The sequence below is a fragment of the Promicromonospora sp. NPDC052451 genome (assembly GCF_044547525.1).
Taxonomy (GTDB): Bacteria; Actinomycetota; Actinomycetes; order Actinomycetales; family Cellulomonadaceae; genus Promicromonospora.
In genome coordinates this window covers 125,382-142,123 of sequence record NZ_JBIUAP010000004.1, presented here as the reverse complement: position 1 = coordinate 142,123, position 16,742 = coordinate 125,382, and the positions used below count along the sequence as shown (strand labels likewise).

General features: G+C 70.1%; 15 protein-coding genes. 9 read left to right on the top strand and 6 right to left on the bottom strand.

Features of this window, described 5'->3' with window-relative positions:
• The first annotated feature begins 722 nt into the window (after positions 1–722).
• Positions 723–1,463 (top strand): DUF5677 domain-containing protein, encoded by a 741-nt coding sequence (locus ACIG47_RS08625; protein WP_397430452.1) that lies wholly within the window; start codon positions 723–725, stop codon positions 1,461–1,463.
• Here the strand turns inward: ACIG47_RS08625 and ACIG47_RS08620 are convergent.
• The 4 genes from ACIG47_RS08620 to ACIG47_RS08605 form a co-directional block, all read right to left on the bottom strand.
• A complete protein-coding gene (locus ACIG47_RS08620) occupies positions 1,460–2,248 on the bottom strand; it encodes a hypothetical protein (protein ID WP_397430451.1) in 789 nt (262 codons plus the stop codon). The genes ACIG47_RS08625 and ACIG47_RS08620 overlap by 4 nt on opposite strands.
• A 645-nt stretch (positions 2,249–2,893) precedes the next feature.
• Positions 2,894–4,114, bottom strand: a complete 1,221-nt coding sequence (locus tag ACIG47_RS08615; protein WP_397430450.1) for a hypothetical protein — start codon at positions 4,112–4,114, stop codon at positions 2,894–2,896.
• Between the two features lie 264 nt (positions 4,115–4,378).
• Entirely contained in the window at positions 4,379–4,984 is a 606-nt protein-coding gene (locus ACIG47_RS08610; RefSeq protein ID WP_397430449.1) for a hypothetical protein, read from the bottom strand.
• Positions 4,985–5,484: 500 nt separating this feature from the next.
• Complete coding sequence (locus tag ACIG47_RS08605) at positions 5,485–6,315, bottom strand: MBL fold metallo-hydrolase (protein WP_397430448.1); 831 nt, start codon at positions 6,313–6,315, stop codon at positions 5,485–5,487.
• A gap of 338 nt (positions 6,316–6,653) precedes the next feature.
• On the opposite strand from ACIG47_RS08605, the gene ACIG47_RS08600 reads away from it, so the two are divergent.
• Positions 6,654–7,550 (top strand): S1 family peptidase, encoded by an 897-nt coding sequence (locus ACIG47_RS08600; RefSeq protein ID WP_397413554.1) that lies wholly within the window; start codon positions 6,654–6,656, stop codon positions 7,548–7,550.
• A gap of 53 nt (positions 7,551–7,603) precedes the next feature.
• Here ACIG47_RS08600 and ACIG47_RS08595 read toward each other — a convergent pair whose 3' ends face one another.
• Positions 7,604–8,290: a tyrosine-protein phosphatase gene (locus ACIG47_RS08595; protein ID WP_397430447.1), complete on the bottom strand. Its 687-nt coding sequence runs from the start codon at positions 8,288–8,290 to the stop codon at positions 7,604–7,606.
• A gap of 10 nt (positions 8,291–8,300) precedes the next feature.
• Positions 8,301–10,076: a cation:proton antiporter gene (locus ACIG47_RS08590; protein ID WP_397430446.1), complete on the bottom strand. Its 1,776-nt coding sequence runs from the start codon at positions 10,074–10,076 to the stop codon at positions 8,301–8,303.
• A 269-nt stretch (positions 10,077–10,345) separates the two neighbouring features.
• On the opposite strand from ACIG47_RS08590, the gene ACIG47_RS08585 reads away from it, so the two are divergent.
• From ACIG47_RS08585 to ACIG47_RS08555, 7 genes are all read left to right on the top strand, one after another.
• Positions 10,346–10,531: a hypothetical protein gene (locus tag ACIG47_RS08585; RefSeq protein ID WP_397413550.1), complete on the top strand. Its 186-nt coding sequence runs from the start codon at positions 10,346–10,348 to the stop codon at positions 10,529–10,531.
• A 127-nt stretch (positions 10,532–10,658) separates the two neighbouring features.
• Positions 10,659–12,686 carry a threonine--tRNA ligase gene (gene thrS / locus ACIG47_RS08580; protein ID WP_397430445.1) on the top strand — a complete coding sequence of 676 codons (2,028 nt, stop codon included), beginning with the start codon at positions 10,659–10,661 and terminating at the stop codon, positions 12,684–12,686.
• Positions 12,686–13,252: an HIT family protein gene (locus ACIG47_RS08575; protein ID WP_397413547.1), complete on the top strand. Its 567-nt coding sequence runs from the start codon at positions 12,686–12,688 to the stop codon at positions 13,250–13,252. The genes thrS and ACIG47_RS08575 overlap by 1 nt, the downstream gene beginning before the upstream one ends.
• Complete coding sequence (gene pgsA / locus ACIG47_RS08570; RefSeq protein ID WP_397430444.1) at positions 13,252–13,872, top strand: phosphatidylinositol phosphate synthase; 621 nt, start codon at positions 13,252–13,254, stop codon at positions 13,870–13,872. Before ACIG47_RS08575 ends, pgsA begins: the two co-directional genes overlap by 1 nt.
• Complete coding sequence (locus ACIG47_RS08565; protein ID WP_397413545.1) at positions 13,872–14,825, top strand: phosphatidylinositol mannoside acyltransferase; 954 nt, start codon at positions 13,872–13,874, stop codon at positions 14,823–14,825. Before pgsA ends, ACIG47_RS08565 begins: the two co-directional genes overlap by 1 nt.
• Positions 14,826–14,848: 23 nt before the next feature.
• Positions 14,849–16,045, top strand: a complete 1,197-nt coding sequence (locus ACIG47_RS08560) for a glycosyltransferase family 4 protein (protein ID WP_397430664.1) — start codon at positions 14,849–14,851, stop codon at positions 16,043–16,045.
• The gene (locus ACIG47_RS08555) at positions 16,042–16,629 is read left to right on the top strand and encodes a hypothetical protein (RefSeq protein ID WP_397413544.1); all 588 of its coding nucleotides are present in this window, start codon (positions 16,042–16,044) and stop codon (positions 16,627–16,629) included. The genes ACIG47_RS08560 and ACIG47_RS08555 overlap by 4 nt, the downstream gene beginning before the upstream one ends.
• Positions 16,630–16,742: the final 113 nt, after the last annotated feature.

Here is a 16,742-nt window from a genome sequence, read left to right as displayed (position 1 = left end):
GGACGCGGCTGCGGGCCAAGGCAGGCGAGCTGCGGACAACGGGTCCCGCGGACCGCCCCGACGAAGGCCACACACCTCTTGCACAAGCTGCGAGCGGTTCCGTCCGTACGAAACGAAGGATGGGTGGATGAGCGTCGAGGATTGCTCTGCCGCGGTGGGGGGCATTGGCTTTCACGCGCCCGCTGAGCGGCGGTCAGCTGGGCATCGCGAGGGAAACCTGGGCGTGTGTCCTCGGTGCGGAAGTCCGATCCCAGCCAAAGCGACGGGGAGGCCAGCGCGATGGTGCTCGCAGCGTTGTCGACGCGCCGCGTACGAAGAACGGCGCGCATCGGCAGCCGGGGCGATCGCTGTCGAGGTCGTGGAGACCGTCACGACGACCGAGCACGGGCTCGACGAGTGCGTCAGGCGGGTGCGGGCTTCACCCGTGGCGGTACGCAAGGTACTGGCTTACCTGACGAAGTTGATGGCAGAGGATGGGCTGCGTGACCCGAAATGGGGATCGACCGTGGACTCTGCGATACTCCTGGCGCGTGAGGTCACGTCCCGCAGCCGAGGCGCTCTGCCCTACCCCGCGCAGGGACACGGGCAGCCGGGTTGGCGCAGAGACTGACGCGCGAGCCGGTGTACTGGTGCAGCGGTCCCGTCCCTTGTCCTGCGTTGTGGATGGCTGGACGGGCGTTTCTGACGCGACGTGCGCGGATGAGGCTCTAGGTTCGTTGCTCGTGGAGAAACCCTCGATCAACGACCTGGAGTCCTGGATTCAGGATTGCGTGGCGTACCTGCGTGACAGCGGTGGTTTTGAGGTCCACGAAGCGCACGCCAACGAGTTCCTCCTGTTGTTCGGGCTGGCCGGTAGGACGGTTCGATACTCCGATGCCTTCCTCCTGCTAGCGCACTCCGAGCACATGTCCGAAGCGATTCCACTGGCCCGGACGGCGCTTGAGCACGCGATCACACTTCAATGGGTGTTCATCGTGAGCGGCGGGGCCAATCGGTTCCGTGTCGATGTCGAACACGACCGCCTGACCCACTACACGACTCTCGCCAAGTGGCTGGAGAGCGACGAGCTCGCGGGCGAAGTCGCCAAGCTCTCGCCGCCTCCCGAGGGCAAGCGGATGCCGAAGTTCGGGACGATGCTGCGGGAACTCGACACCGGCAACTACCTCGCGACGACCTACCACATCCTGTCGCAGCACGTTCACGTCACCCATGCGGCAGTGACCTCGTTCCTCCAACCAGGGGAGGATGAGCAGATGGCGCTCAACTACGACCAGGATTATCCCTACCCCTACCAGGCCACGTACGCCGTTGCGGCTGCGTGCATGCTCGCCCGCTGGGTCATCGCGAAGTTGACTAACGACACGGAGTTGCTTGAAGCGCTCGATCAAGCATCCGATCGTTTGATCCTCCCGATGAACCTGATGGAACAGATCCCGTCCGAATACCGACGCAGAGGGCTCTAGCCATAATGCTTTCGAGCGCGGAGTTCGTGCAGTTTCAGGAATTCCTGGAGCAGGTACATAGACGCTAGGAGAGGAAATAACGCCATCGAGAGACTGCTTGTCAGCTTCACTAGGACGATCCCGTCAGTCAGCTCCATTCTCATGGTTTCCGACACACCCATGTATGCCCAGGGCCGTCCGTGGGCAAGGCCGGAACAGATGCGCCAGGGGAGCACAACGCCTAGTGGAACCCGATCGCCTAGTTCGCTCTCGCAGTATTTGACGATGAAAGTACTGGTGTAGCCGCTACGCAGTGGTTTCGGATCGAACCCTCGCCGGAGGGCCACAGCATCGATCTTGGCCATCTCGGCTTCCCGGCTGATCTTGAGTACGGCCAGATCGGCCAAAGCCGTGTGCTGGTCAGACACGTTCTTGTAGTGCCAACGGAGCGCGCGTTCGATGCGCTCGTCGCGCTTCGCCGGACCCAGAATCCAGTACGCCGCCGCGAAATTCTCCAGCGCCCCGCGAGCGAGCGACGAGGGTGCAGCAAGATGGAGAACCTGTTGGTCCACGACCAGGACCTTCGCAGCGTGGAGGTGGTCAACACCCGCTGTGAGACACATTCTCAACACATGCGAGGCGTGATAGGGACTCGATGCGGAGTCATCGCCGGACAAGGACGAACCCGCCTGTACAGGGAACTCGTCGCTGGTTCCAATCCGCTCCATCATGCGATCAATGAGTGGAGCGATCTCGCTCCATTTGCTCTGAATCATCTCGGGCGTGAGCTCAGCGGCCTCCGTCACGTTGGCTCAATGCCTCCGGCCGAGCGACGGGAGGCCGCCGGGGACAAGCTTCACCGATGTCGGCCCGGCGGTCCCGCCAGCACCCATGAGCGTGCCGTTGCCGCCCGTGCGTCGTCCGTGGGCCGGAGTCCGAGGAGGCGGTGTCGGTCGCGTCCATGACGTCGGAGCGGGCTCCGATGCGACTGCCTGTGCTTCTTCCAGCGACATGCGAAGCCACCAGTGCGACCGTTCTTCTACTAGCCTGCAGATCTCAGGCCAGGTGCGCCCCTGCCTGTGCAGCCGGCGTACGTGCACTGACAGCGGCTCGTTGATGAACCACTCGGCATAGCTTCGTCGCTGGGCCTGAGGGACAGACCCATAGGTGCTCTTTAACTTCTTGCCCACGCACACCCCCCCATGGCTTGGCGCATACAAGGTTGGACTTTGCAAGCGTCGCATGGCGATCTGCTCTTGGGCTTCGAAACCTGGGGGTGAAGTCGATGCGCTTCGTGCCGAGGGGCGCGCCGCTGTAACGATGTTCCCCTGACGTCCGGCCTCCTCGCTACGCAGTGGTCGGGTCGTGACTTCGGAACGCGCTCACGCTAGTAGGTCGCGACTGTGCCGTCCCCCGACGGCCTGTGACGAACACATTTGGAGCGCTCCGCCTTACGGGAGAAGCCCTGACTCCTTTAGTCGGGCAAGCGTCGAGAAAGCGGTCTTTGGCCTGTGTAGACGCGTTTGCGCCTGCCCTATTAACGCTGCGAAGCCCCGCTCGCCAACCACGGCGTTGGCATATCCAGCAGCGTGTACCAGGTAGAAGACGTCCGCGAGGTCGTTCGAATGCCACTTGGCCCCACGGTTGAGCATCTTGAGGGTCATGACCTCGCGAGAGAGCCCGAGTGCCGGCAACTCACCGATTGAGGCACGCGCCGACTTCATGAGCCAGTGCCGAAAATCTTTAGTGCTAATACCCAGTGAGGCTGCGATCAGAGGAAGTGTGTCGCCGAGATCGGCAATGAAGGCGCCATGGAGAGCCAGCTCCGTGAGGTGTCTCGGTTTCCTGGTATCGGCGATATGGTCCGCGAGCTGTTGCCAGCGTTCAGCCCACTTTTGAGGGTCTGCACGCTCCAACGGCTGGTCATCAAGGATCACTGAGAATGCGCTGAGCGCAGCAACCACAGCCCGCCCGATGAGCGCGAACTCCGCCGGCATGCCCGCACCGTCGAAACCACTGAGTACGTCACGCCCGCTCATCGTTGCGTCGGGTGCAAGGGTCCAGACATCCAGGTTGGGAGCCGGCCCCGCCTCGGCTAGTGGTGCGAGCGCCTGTACGAGTTCTCCGGCTCGCAGCACAAGAGGATCGACCATCTGCCAGCCCCGGCTCAGGCTGGCGATGGTCAGGCCTAACTGATATCTGCGCTCATGGTTGGACCAATGTGATGTCTCGCCGAGATGACCCGCCGAGTAGGGAAGGATCACCCGCCTGTCCCGGGCAAGCTCGATCAACCATCGTGCCGCCGCGAGTTCGTCGGCTTTGAGGGACGTGGGTGTCGTCTCTACTTGTGCGAGTTTCGACCATGCCTGTTGGTCTAGGTACACGACCGGCCGCCCCGCGAGTGGGGCCATGTCGCCGAGCATCGGTAGGTCCACCGCGAACTCGTCACCCTGGATCGTGCGTACCAGCATCGCCGGTGCATCGGGTATCAGTAGAACTGAAGCGATCGCGGATTTGACTGATTCGCCAACCACGGGGAAATCGGCGTGCAGACCGTCGGAGCGGTAGATCCTGCCAATACTCGCGGCATAGTCCATCTCCAAGGCCACGATCTGGAACTGCTCGGCGTTAGCAACGCTTTCGGTTCGCTCTTCAGACGGCTGCTGTTCCACGAGGCGACCGTATCCCGATGGAGGCCGGTGGGGTGCTCTCCATCAATCCATGGAGCGGCGGCGTCGGCAGCTGTTCCGGAGTGGCACGCAGCAGACACGACCGGCACCCACTAGACCGAGTTCCGCACAGTTCCGAGGATCGCTTCGTGCTGAGCTGGAGTGAGGTCTCCTGCACGCTTTAACTTCCCAGGTAGGGGAGCCGCGCCGGTTGGGCCGGTGAGCCGGAACCTCAAGCGACCGGCGTGCTCTGACCGTGCTGCCGGCTCACTCTGGCTCGCGAGGAGCGCCCCAGCGACTGTCAGTGCCTGGTAAGCGGCGCGCCTGTCGTCGGCAGTTCCATCGAGAAGCCGTTCTGCGGCTGTCAGCGACAGCTCGGTCGCGTCGTCGCCTTGGTCTCGCTCGGGGGTACGCGAATGCGATCTCGAAGTAGATACCAAGCGCGCTGAACAAGCGGATCGACGTCGTGGGCAGATCGAACTGAGGGCCGAGCGCGCTGGCTGATCTCGGAGACTGCGATACCAGTGCGAGTACTACGGAGACCAGCCATGGCGCCGCGATGGTGACGGCGGTCTGAACCAGTACGGCGCTGCCGCCACCCTGGACGGCAACGAGCGTAAGCATCACACACGCGATGCCGGGCCCGGATCTCCTGGTGCGGGCGCTGATGATGGCGGCAATGCCGGCTCCGATGGCAGCGACGGCAATCAGGCCCGCTCGTTCGGGAGCGCCCAGCCATGTCGACACATCGGCGATCCATGCCAGCAGGGGGATGCCGAGCGACCTGAGCAGCACGGTCAGTCCGTCCAGCGGCGAGTTCATGTGCTGGTGAGGCGTTCCCATGACGGCCCAGACCAACCAGAGGTGGGTCAAGCCGCACAGCCCATGGAACAACAGCCGGTCCCACGTGACACCGAACAGCTCTCGCAGTTGCGTCCATCCCTCTTTCGACCGTGTTCATGGCTTCGTGCATCGTTCAGCCCCCGAGTGCTCGTTCCGGCCCTGTTGCGAGCAGAGTCTGCCCGGAGTGACTGACATGAAGGGTGGGGCCGCCGCTGCATCGGGCCAAGCCATCGAACATGCCGAAGACACCGACCTTCGCCAAAGGCAGGCGTGGCGTCCGGCATGTCACCGACCCAGGACCGCAAGATCGCTCGCGGGCGTCGTCGCACCTGCTTCGTCGTCCCCGACCTGTGAGAGCACCATCTGCACAGCCCGCCGCCCTGCGAAGTCCCTGGTCCCACTGGGGTCCCACGCTCGGCTCAGAGACCCACGTCGTTGCAGGTGAGAGCCGGTACTGGAACAGTTTCGATCCCAGTATCGCCCACCAACAGGCCCCGGACCCTCGGTCCGGGGCCTTTGTCGTCCTCCGCCTAGCGGTGCCCGCCCTCTGCCCGAGCGACCCGGGCCGCCTGCCCTTCGTGGATGTCGCTCACCCATTCCCACCCGGGCTCCGCCGAGGGGCCGATGCGCGGGTCGTCGGGCGTGCGCCCCTCGCGCAGCGCGTACAGGTACGCCCGGTCCAGGTCGATCCGCGCGCGGACGGCGCCCGTGCCGCGGGCGACGGACCCGTGTCCAGGGACCAGCACGTCGACGTCGTCCGCGACGTCCTCCAGCAGGCGCAGTCCGGTGAGGTACTCCTCGACCGGGTCGTTGGTGCCGGTGAAGTCGTCGAGCATCGGGACGAAGACGTCGGACAGCATGTCGCCGGCGGCCAGCACGCCATGGTCCTCGACGAGCAGCGCCGCGTGGCCGGGGGAGTGCGCCGGGTGCTCGATCAGCCGGACCGTGGGCCCGGTCCAGGGAATCCGCGCGGTCCAGGCGGGCAGCCCGGTGACCAGGCCGAAGCGGTCCAGCGGCACGTCGTCGGCGATCTCCGGCGGCAGCCCCTCGGTGACGCCTGCCTGCCAGCCCGGTTCCGAACGCAGCTCCCGCATGCGCGCGGCGCAGCGGGTGGTGCCGTACCGGGGAGCGTCACCGAGGTCGGCGTGCCACAGCACGTGGTCCCAGTCCGGGTGCGTCGAGAAGCCCGCCGCGACGGGCAGGGCCAGCTCGCGCAGGTCGCTTGCCAGGCAGGACATCTCGGCGCCGCACGTCCCGGCATCCACGAGCAGTGCCCCGGCCGGTCCCCGCACGACCACCGAGTTGTTCCGCAGGAGCGCGCTCTGATGGGTCAGCACATCCTTCGCGACCTCGGTCAGCATGTGTCATCTCGCTCTCTCGTGGCTGGCCCGCGTGCGAGCGGCTTCTGAAGGGTGAGACCGGTCCTGAAGCGAGAAGTCATCGATTCTCCGGCCCCACGTCGACGGAGGGTGAAAAGAAGGTGATGGACCATGTTTCACCCCGTAGATCGCAAAGTGCCGCGGGTGAAAGGACTTGCCAGGCGCAGATTTCGTTTCCGGCCAGTTACATCTGGTTCGAGCCCTTGTGGGGTGAATTATGAACCGGCAATACTCTCGGCCAGCGAGACGGCGGGCGACGGTGCCCCGTTCCCGCCGAGCAGGGCACGCCGCCAGCGTGCCCGTCGACCCAGGAGGATGCCATGAGGTTCACTCGCACCACGCTCCGCCCCGGCACCGCAGGCACCACGTCCGCCAGGAAGATCCGTCTGATCGCACTCGCCGCGGGGCTCGGGCTCGCGGCCTCCACCCTGGCGGGACCCGCCGCCACCGCGGCGCCCGACAGGCCCACGAGGGCTGAGCTCGCCACGGTCCACGCCGCCGTGGGCGCGGCCGACGTCGACGGTGTGGCCTGGTACACGGACGAGGCCACCGGAACGGTGGTCGTCACCGCCGACTCCACCGTCTCCGCGGCCGAGCTCAGTACGGTCCGCAAGGCAGCCGGGGCGAACGCGGACGACCTGACCATCCGGCGCGCCCCCGGCGTGTTCAAGCCGCTGCTGGGTTCCGGTGACGCCATCTACGGCTCGGGGTACCGCTGCTCGCTCGGGTTCAACGTCCAGAGCGGTGGTCAGTACTACTTCGTCACCGCCGGCCACTGCGGCGACGAGGTACCCACGTGGTACACCAACTCGTCGCAGAGCACCCTGATCGGCCCGACCGTGGGCTCCAGCTTCCCGGGCAACGACTACGCGCTCGTCCGTTACGACAACGCCTCGCTGTCCCACCCGGGCGGCTTCACGGCGGGCAACGCGTACGTCGGCGAGCGCGTCACGCGCGACGGCTCCACGACCGGCGTGCACTCCGGCACGGTCACGGCGCTGAACGTCAGCGTCAACTACCAGGGCAGCGGCACGGTGCGCGGCATGATCCAGACGACTGTCTGCGCCGAGCCCGGGGACTCGGGCGGTGCGCTGTACGACGGGTCCGTCGCCCTCGGCATCACCTCGGGCGGCAGCGGCAACTGCTCGACGGGCGGCGTCACGTTCTTCCAGCCCGTCACCGAGGCGCTCAGCGCGTACGGCGTCAGCATCTACTGACGTCCGACCGTCCGGCGGCGCCGACCACCCCCGGTCGGCGCCGCCGGACGGTGTCAGCCCACCAGCCGCACCCGCAGCGCCCGTACGTGCCCCGGGGTCAGGCCCGCGCCGGTGAGGTAGCCCTCGACCGAGCCGTACCGGGTGCGCAGGTGCTCCAGCGCCCCGACGATGACCTGCCGGGTGGGCGGCGTCTCGCGCCCGGGCAGGATCTCCCGGTCGTCGGCCTCCGCCGCGTAGCGGGGCGCGAGGCGTGCGTTGGTGGCCTCGTAGTCGCCGGCCACGGCGTCCGGGTCGGCGCCGACGAGGCTCAGCGCCAGCGCCACGACCAGGCCCGTGCGGTCCTTGCCAGCGGCGCAGTGCACCAGCACGGGCCCCTCGGGGGCGTCCGCGACGGCCGCGACGGCACGCGCGAACAGCTCGGGGCGCCGGTCCAGCAGGCCCGCGTAGAGGTGCACCCAGGGCCCTTCGATCGGGTCGCCCGGCCCCTGGACGGGCAGGTGCAGGTCGGCCAGCGGGCTCGGGTACCGCTCGACCTCGTCGGGCCGGCGCAGGTCGATCACCCGGGCCAGCCGGTACGTGGTCGCGGCGGTCACGCCGTCGTCGGTCAGGAAGCTGGGGCTGTCCGAGCGCACGAGCGCCCGGGGGCGCAGCGTGCCCCCGCCGGTGAGCGGGAGCCCGCCGAGGTCGCGCACGTTGAGGCAGCCGGGCCATTCGAGATGGAGCGGTGTGTAGTCCGTCACGCCCGGGAGGCTAGCGCTCCGGGTCGTCCTCGCGAAGGGGCACCTTGCCCTTGCGCATCTCGACGGCGATCTGCTCGGCGTCCAGCAGGTCCAGCACGTTCCCGAGCTGGGCGGAGTCGTAGGTGCCGGCGGAGCGGGCGGCCAGCAGCTCCTCGCGCTGGGCGGCGATGGTGGCCAGGCGCAGCTCCCGGTACTGGACGAAGCGTTCCTTGGTGAGGATCGCGTCCTCGTCCTGCGACTCGTGCTCGCGCACCATGTCCTTGCGCACGCGGGCCACCACGCCCTCGTCGTACGGCGTGCCGTCGGCCCGGCGCGGGTCCGCGAGGAAGGCGCGGGCGGCCTCCTCGGTGTCGCGGCGCAGGGCGGGCAGGTCGCTGGTGGTGTCCTGGCCGACCAGGCCGAGCCGTCGCGTCACCCAGGGCAGGGTGCTGCCCTGGACCAGGAGGGTGCCGAACGCGACGCCGAAGGCGACCAGCACGAGGAACGACCGGTTGGGCGTCTCGTGGGGCAGGGTCTGCGCCGCCGCGAGCGTGACCACGCCGCGCATGCCCGCCCACACCAGCAGGGTGCCCTCGCGCCAGCCGAGCGGCCGGGACAGGTCGTAGTCGATGTCGGCCCGCCGCCGCCGCAGCGTGTCCTGGATGCGCTCCAGGCGGGCGGCGGTCGAGCGGCGGCGCGCGCGGCGGCCGCCGTCCTGCGGCGTCGGCTCGGCCGGGGTCGCCGCGGCCCGTTCGTCGATCCGGTCCTGGAACGCCGTGAGCGTGTCGCGCACGGCCTCGCCGCGCCGCGCCCGGCGGGCCTGGATGCCGATCAGCGGTGTCACGAAGGCCGTGCGCACCACGAGGATGGCCAGGCTCGCGATCGCGGCCACGACGGCGGCCCGCCAGACGGACCCGTCGCCGGCCTCGACGTCCTCGACCAGGGCGAACAGCTCGATGCCCATCGCGAGGAAGACCGCACCCTCCAGCAGCAGCTCGACCGTGTGCCAGTTGGAGCGTTCGGCGATGCGGTCCTGCGGGCGCAGGTGCCGCGCCGCCCCGTTGCCGGTCACCAGGCCCGCCGCGACGACGGCGACCAGCCCGGACGCGCCCAGCTCCTCCGCCGGCAGGTAGGCCACGAACGGCACCACGAACGACACGGCGGTGCTCAGGGCCGCGTGGCCGAGCCGCTTGCGCACGCGCAGACCGAGCCAGCCCACCGGTGCCCCGATGGCGACGGCCACGGCCGCGGCGTACGCGAAGTCGCCCACCACCTCCCACAGGCTGACCGACGCGGCCGTGGCGGCGATCGCGGACCGGAGCAGCACGAGCGCGGAGGCGTCGTTGAGCAGGGACTCGCCCTCCAGCATCGTGACGCTGCGCGGCGACGCCCCGAGCCGCTTCACGATCGACGTCGCCACGGCGTCGGTGGGGCTGACGATCGCGCCCAGGGCGATGGCCGTGGCCAGGTCGATGCCCGGGACCAGCACCCGGAACAGGAGCCCGAGCAGCACCGAGCTGATCACGACCAGGGTCACGGAGAGGCCGCCGATGGCCGTGAAGTCCCGCCGGAAGTCCATCGAGGGCAGACCGACCGCCGCCGAGTACAGCAGCGGCGGCAGCACGCCGCCCAGGATCAGCTCGGGCGGCACCTCGACGGCGGGCACCCAGGGCAGCAGGCTGAACCCGGCGCCGAGCACCACGAGCACCAGGGGAGAGGCGACGCCCGCCCGGGGCGCGAGCGCCGTGACGGCGATGACGAGGGCTGCCGCGACGACGGCGATGGTGAGGTACTCGACGTTCTCCACGGGCTGACCGTACGAGACGGCGGCGTCCCGTGCCGACTTCGTCGTCCCCGGCCCTGCCGGTCCGGGAGGGGGTGTCGAGTGTGATGTCCGGGTCGTGCGGAACGTCCAGGTGCGAATGCGGCGTCCGTACCTTGTGTGTAGGTTCGCTCCGGCGCCGCACCAGCGTTGCCGTGCGCGCGCCTGCGGGTGCGCGTAGTTTCGAGACGGCGGCGGGACCCCGTCGTCGTGCAGGGGGCGCACGCAGGTGTGCCTGGCGAGAGGAGTCGAACATGGGGCTTTTTGACAAGGCCAAGGAGTTCGTGACCGACCCGGACAACGTGGCGAAGGCGAAGGAGCAGCTCACCGACGAGAACGTCGACGCCGCTACCGACAAGCTCAAGGAGTTCGCGCCGGACCAGGCAGACGGTGCGATCGACACGCTCGGCGAGAAGGCCAAGGACTTCGGCCAGAGCTGAACCCGCCCGGCCTGCTCGCGGCGTGACCGCGGGTACGGGACCGGCACTGTATCGGTACGATCGAGGGGCACCGTCCGCGGACGGTGCCCCTCGATCCATTTCGTCTTCCGTCCCAAGGAGCACTCCTGTGTCCGACGTCGTATCGCCGCCCAGCCCCGCCGACCTCGCCGGTGGCGAGAACACGGCCGAGAACACCACGCAGGCGACGACGACCACGGCCACGACCACCGGCGTGGAGCTGTACGGCGACCGCCGCGACGTCGTCGTCGTGCGCGTGGACGGCGAGCTGTGGGACCTGGACCGGGAGATCCCGGCCGGGCACAAGGTCGAGCCCGTCACGATCGGTGAGCCCGACGGCCTGGCCGTGCTGCGGCACAGCGCCGCCCACGTGCTGGCCCAGGCGGTCCAGCAGGTCAACCCGGACGCGAAGCTGGGCATCGGCCCGCCCGTCACCGACGGCTTCTACTACGACTTCGACGTCGCCACGCCGTTCACGCCCGAGGACCTCAAGGCCCTCGACAAGACGATGAGCCGCATCATCAAGGAGGGCCAGACCTTCCGCCGCCGGGTCGTCACCGAGGACGAGGCGCGCGCCGAGCTCGCGGACGAGCCGTACAAGCTGGAGCTCATCGGCCTCAAGGGCGGTTCGGACGACGACAACGGCGAGAACGTCGAGGTCGGCGGCGCCGAGCTCACCATCTACGACAACGTCCGGGGCGCGGGCCGCGAGAGCGAGACCGTGGTCTGGAAGGACCTGTGCCGCGGCCCGCACCTGCCGAACACCCGCCTGATCGGCAACGGCGTGCAGCTCATGCGCTCGGCCGCCGCCTACTGGCGCGGCAGCGAGAAGAACCCGATGCTGCAGCGCGTCTACGGCACGGCCTGGCCGTCCAAGGACGAGCTCAAGGCGTACCTGGAGCGGCTGGCGGAGGCCGAGCGGCGCGACCACCGGCGCATCGGTGCCGAGATGGACCTGTTCAGCTTCTCCGACGAGGTGGGTTCGGGCCTGCCGCTGTTCCACCCGCGCGGCGGCGTGATCAAGCGGGTCATGGAGGACTACGTCCGCCAGCGGCACATCGAGGAGGGCTTCTCCTACGTCGGTACGCCGCACATCACCAAGGACGGGCTGTTCCACACCTCGGGCCACCTGCCGTACTACGCGGACACCATGTTCCCGGAGATGGACCTCGAGGGGTCCAAGTACCGGCTCAAGGCCATGAACTGCCCGATGCACAACCTGATCTTCGCCTCGCGCGGGCGCTCCTACCGGGAGCTGCCGCTGCGCCTGTTCGAGTTCGGGTCGGTGTACCGGTACGAGAAGTCCGGCGTCGTGCAGGGCCTGACGCGCGTGCGCGGCCTGACGCAGGACGACTCGCACTCCTACGTGACCCCCGAGCAGGCGCCCGGTGAGGTCAAGCACCTGCTCGACTTCATGCTCAGCGTGCTGCGCGACTTCGGCCTGGACGACTTCTACCTGGAGCTGTCCACGCGCGACGACTCCAAGCCGGACAAGTTCGTGGGCTCCGACGAGGACTGGGCCGCCGCGACCGAGATCCTGGAGCGGGTGGGCCGCGAGACCGGCCTCGACCTCGTCGCCGACCCGGGCGGCGCCGCGTTCTACGGCCCCAAGATCTCCGTGCAGGCCAAGGACGCCATCGGCCGCACCTGGCAGATGGGCACCGTGCAGTACGACTTCAACCAGCCCAAGGGCTTCGGTCTGGAGTACACCGCCGCGGACGGCACGCGTCAGCAGCCGGTGATGATCCACTCGGCCAAGTTCGGCTCCATCGAGCGGTTCATGGGCGTGCTGATCGAGCACTACGCGGGCGCCTTCCCGGCCTGGCTCGCGCCCGTCCAGGTCAAGCTCGTCCCCGTCGCCGAGGCGTTCGACGACTACGTCAAGGACGTCGCCGCGCAGCTCACCGCGCGCGGCATCCGCGTCGAGATCGACCTGTCGGACGACCGGTTCGCCAAGAAGATCCGCAACGCGTCCAAGGAGAAGGTGCCGTTCACGCTCATCGCGGGCGGCGAGGACGCCGAGGCGGGCGCGGTCTCCTTCCGGTTCCGGGACGGCACGCAGGAGAACGGCGTGCCCGTGGCCGACGCCGTCGAGCGCATCGTGGCGGCCGTGGCCGAGCGCTCGCAGCAGGCCTGATGGCGCCCGTCGCGGAGGACGCCGCGAGCTTCGGCCCGCCCGAGGACGGGCTGCAGCGGCTGTGGACGCCGCACCGGATGGTGTACATCGGCGGGGAGGCCAAGCCCGCCGACGGGAGCCCGGAGAACTGCCCGTTCTGCCGCATCCCGCAGGGCGACGACGAGCAGGGGCTCGTCGTCGCCCGCGGGGAGCGGTGCTACGTGATGCTGAACCTCTACCCGTACAACACGGGGCACATGATGGTGCTCCCGTACCGGCACGTCTCGGACTACACGGACCTTGATCCCGCCGAGACCGACGAACTTGCGCGGATGACTCAGCAGGCCATGCGCGTGTCGCGCGCCGTGCACGCGCCCGCAGGCTTCAATCTTGGTATCAACCAGGGCGAGGTGGCGGGTGCCGGCATCGCCGCGCACCTCCACCAGCACGTGGTGCCGCGGTGGCTGGGGGACTCGAACTTCCTGCCCGTGGTGGCACAGACCAAGTCGTTGCCGGAGCTGCTGGCGGACACGCGCCGCCGGCTCGCCGAGGCGTGGGGGGCCGCGGGGGGCGGAGAGGAGAACTGATGCTGCGGGGCCTGCGCTCCTTCATGACCACCCTGTTCACGCCCCTGGCCCGGTTGCTGCTCGCACTGCGCGTCTCGCCCGACGCCGTCACGATCGCCGGCACGGTGGTGGTCACCGCGGTCGCCCTGGCGCTGTTCCCCACCGGGCACACCCTGGTCGGCGGCCTGCTGGTGGGCTTCTTCGTCCTGTTCGACTCGCTCGACGGCGTCATGGCGCGCCAGTCCGGCCGGTCCGGTCCGTGGGGCGCCTTCCTGGACTCGACGCTCGACCGCATCTCCGACGGCGCGGTGTTCGCGGGCATCACGCTCTGGTTCGTGCTGCACCCCGACGAGCACCACGGGCTGTGGGGCGTGGCCGCCGCGCTGGCCTGCCTGGTGCTCGGCAGCGTCGTCCCGTACGCGCGCGCCCGGGCCGAGGGTGTGGGCGCCACCGCCCAGGTGGGCATCGCCGAGCGCGCCGACCGGCTGCTGCTGGCCCTGGTCCCGTTCACGTTCCTGCAGGTGGGCCTGCCGGTGGTCGTGCTGGAGGTCGTGCTCACGCTGCTCGCCGTCGCGAGCCTGGTGACGGTGGTGCAGCGCATCGCCACGGTGCGGGCGCAGCTCGCGCGCAAGGAGGCCTGATGAACGTCGCGGCGGCCTACACGTTCGCGTGGCGCAACGCCACGAAGATCCCCGAACCGGTCCTGCGCGGCCTGTTCACCCTGGTGGCCGACGTCACCTGGCTGCGGCACGGCAAGAGCGTGCGCCGCATGGAGGCCAACTACGCCCGGGTACGGCCCGACCTGGACGCGGCCGCCGTCCGCCGCCTGTCGCGCGCCGGCATGCGCAGCTACATGCGCTACTTCCGCGAGGCGTTCACCCTGCAGGCCGTCACCCCCGCGCGCCTGCGGGCCCGTGTCCGCCTGGAGGGTTACGACGAGCACGTGCGGCCCGTGATCGCCGACGGCGGCGCCGTGTCGCTCGCCCTGGGCCACCTCGGCAACTGGGACCTGGCCGGGGCCTACGCCTCCCAGAACCTCGCGGGCGTGCTCACGGTGGCCGAGCGGCTCAAGCCCGACGAGCTCTTCGAGGAGTTCGTGCGGTTCCGCGGCTCCCTCGGCATCGACGTGCTGCCCCTCGGCCAGGGCGACGTGCTTGGCGCCCTGGTCCGTGGCGCCAAGGAGGGCGGCCGGCTGCTCCCGCTGCTCAGCGACCGGGACCTGACCTCGACGGGCATCGAGGTGGACCTCGCCGGCCACCGCGCCCGGGTGGCGGCGGGTCCCGCGCTGGTGGGCCTGGAGGCCGGCGTCCCCGTGCACGCCGTGGGCATCACCTACGAGCGGCTGCGCGGCGAACGACGCCGGGCGGCGGGCACCCCCTGGGGCCTCGTCATCCGCTTCCACCCGCCCCTGCCCGTGCCCGACCCGGGGTTGCCGCGCGACGAGCGTGCCCGCCTGCTCACGCAGGGCTGGGTGGACCAGCTCGCCGAGACGATCGTCGAGCACACCCACGACTGGCACATGCTCCAGCGCGTGTTCGTCGCCGACCTCGGGCCCGCGCGGCGGCGCGCGTCCGGCGGGCAGGCGGCCGGGTGAGAACCCCGCGGCGGCGCGGCCACCTGCGGGTGGGCATCGTCTGCCCGTACTCCTTCGACGCCCCCGGGGGCGTCCAGTTCCACGTGCGCGACCTCGCCGAGGCGCTCCAGGCCGCCGGCCACGAGGTCTCCGTGCTGGCCCCGTCCAGCGACGACACCGAGCTGCCCGACGTCGTCACCGCCGCCGGCCGCGCCGTGCCCGTGCCCTACAACGGCTCGGTCGCCCGGCTCACGTTCGGCCCGGTGACCGCGACCCGCGTGCGCCGCTGGCTGGAGGGCGGCATCGGGGGGCGTCCCTTCGACATCGTCCACCTGCACGAGCCGATGGTGCCGTCGCTCTCCATGCTCGCGCTCTGGCAGGCCACCGAGCCCGTCGTGGCCACGTTCCACACCTCCCAGGTGCGCTCGCGCGCCCTCCAGGTCGCCTACCCGCTCGTGCGGCAGTCCCTGGAGAAGATCGCGGCCCGCATCGCCGTCTCCGAGGACGCCCGTCGCACCCTCGTGGACCACCTCGGCGGCGACGCCGTGGTGATCCCCAACGGCGTCTACACGCAGCAGTTCGCGAGCAGCGCCCGCCGGCCCGCCTGGACCGGGACGCCGGGGGCACCCACCGTCGCGTTCCTCGGCCGGCTCGACGAGCCGCGCAAGGGCCTGGACGTCCTCGTGCGCGCGATCCCCGCGATCCTCGCCCAGGTGCCCGGCACCCGGTTCCTGGTCGCGGGGCGTGGGAACGGCGCCGTCGCGGAGACGCGCGAGGCGCTCGGGGACCTGGCCTCCTCCGTCGAGTTCCTGGGCGGGGTGTCCGACGCCGACAAAGCCGCCCTGCTGGCCTCCGCCGACCTCTACGTCGCACCGCAGACCGGCGGGGAGAGCTTCGGCATCGTGCTCGTCGAGGCGATGAGCGCCGGGTCCGTGGTGGTGGCCAGCGACCTGGGCGCGTTCCAGCGCGTCCTGGACGACGGCGCCGCCGGGGCGCTGTTCCGTACCGGAGACCCCGACGGCCTGGCGGCCACCGTGCTCGCCCTGCTCGCCGACCCCGCACGCCGCGACGGCTACCGCGCCCACGCCCGCCAGTGGGTCCAGCGGTTCGACTGGTCCGGGGTCACCGAGCAGGTGCTGGCGGTCTACGACATGACGCTCGCCGCCGACCACGCCATCGGCGGCGACGTCGTCGGCCGCGTCATGGGGCTGTTCCCCCGGCGGGTCGGAGGTGACGCATGACCTGGTCGGAGGTGGCTCTGGTCGCCCTGGGGGCGCTCGCCGTGGGCCTGCTGCTCGCCTGGCGCGGGGCGTCCCGCGTCGACCGGCTGCACCGCAAGGTCGCCGCGTCGCGGATCGCGCTCGACGCGCAGCTCGTGCGGCGGGCGTCGGCGGCGACGGAGCTGGCGGTCTCCGGTGCGCTCGACCCGGCGAGCTCGGTGCTGGTGGCGGACGCGGCGTACGCGGCGTCGGACGCCGGGCCGGTCACCGCGCCGGCCGCGGCCCTCAAGATGGACGGCCTCGGCGCGGACCGGGAGCGCGCCGAGTCGGGGCTGACGGCCACCTTGCGGGAGGCGCTGGGCGCGCCCGAGGCCGCGCGGGCGCTGCTGGAGGGGCCGTCGGCCGAGGTCGTGGAGGCGCTCGGCGCCGCCTGGTACCGGGCGACGCTCGCGCGCCGGTTCCACAACGAGGCGGTCGCCCAGGCCCGGCGCGTGCGCCGCCTCTGGTACGTGCGGCTCTTCCACCTGGCCGGCCGGGCGCCGATGCCGCGCACGGTGGAGCTGGACGACGTGCTGCCGCACGCGCTGGAGCCGAATGGCGGGTGACCACCCGGGCGGGCCGGACGGCGGGTGACCGCTGGGCGAACGGGCGGTGAGGGTCGTCGGGGGCGGGCGATAGGATCGGGACAGGGCGCCGACCGCGCCCGGAACGACCGGCG

Bases quoted from the DNA above. Each gene is read 5' to 3' on its own strand.
- ACIG47_RS08565 (WP_397413545.1), top strand. From the start codon at position 13,872: ATGAACGTCGCGGCGGCCTACACGTTCGCGTGGCGCAACGCCACGAAG.
- ACIG47_RS08600 (WP_397413554.1), top strand. From the start codon at position 6,654: ATGAGGTTCACTCGCACCACGCTCCGCCCCGGCACCGCAGGCACCACG.
- ACIG47_RS08555 (WP_397413544.1), top strand. From the start codon at position 16,042: ATGACCTGGTCGGAGGTGGCTCTGGTCGCCCTGGGGGCGCTCGCCGTG.
- ACIG47_RS08575 (WP_397413547.1), top strand. From the start codon at position 12,686: ATGGCGCCCGTCGCGGAGGACGCCGCGAGCTTCGGCCCGCCCGAGGAC.
- pgsA (WP_397430444.1), top strand. From the start codon at position 13,252: ATGCTGCGGGGCCTGCGCTCCTTCATGACCACCCTGTTCACGCCCCTG.
- ACIG47_RS08605 (WP_397430448.1), bottom strand. From the start codon at position 6,315: ATGCTGACCGAGGTCGCGAAGGATGTGCTGACCCATCAGAGCGCGCTC.
- ACIG47_RS08585 (WP_397413550.1), top strand. From the start codon at position 10,346: ATGGGGCTTTTTGACAAGGCCAAGGAGTTCGTGACCGACCCGGACAAC.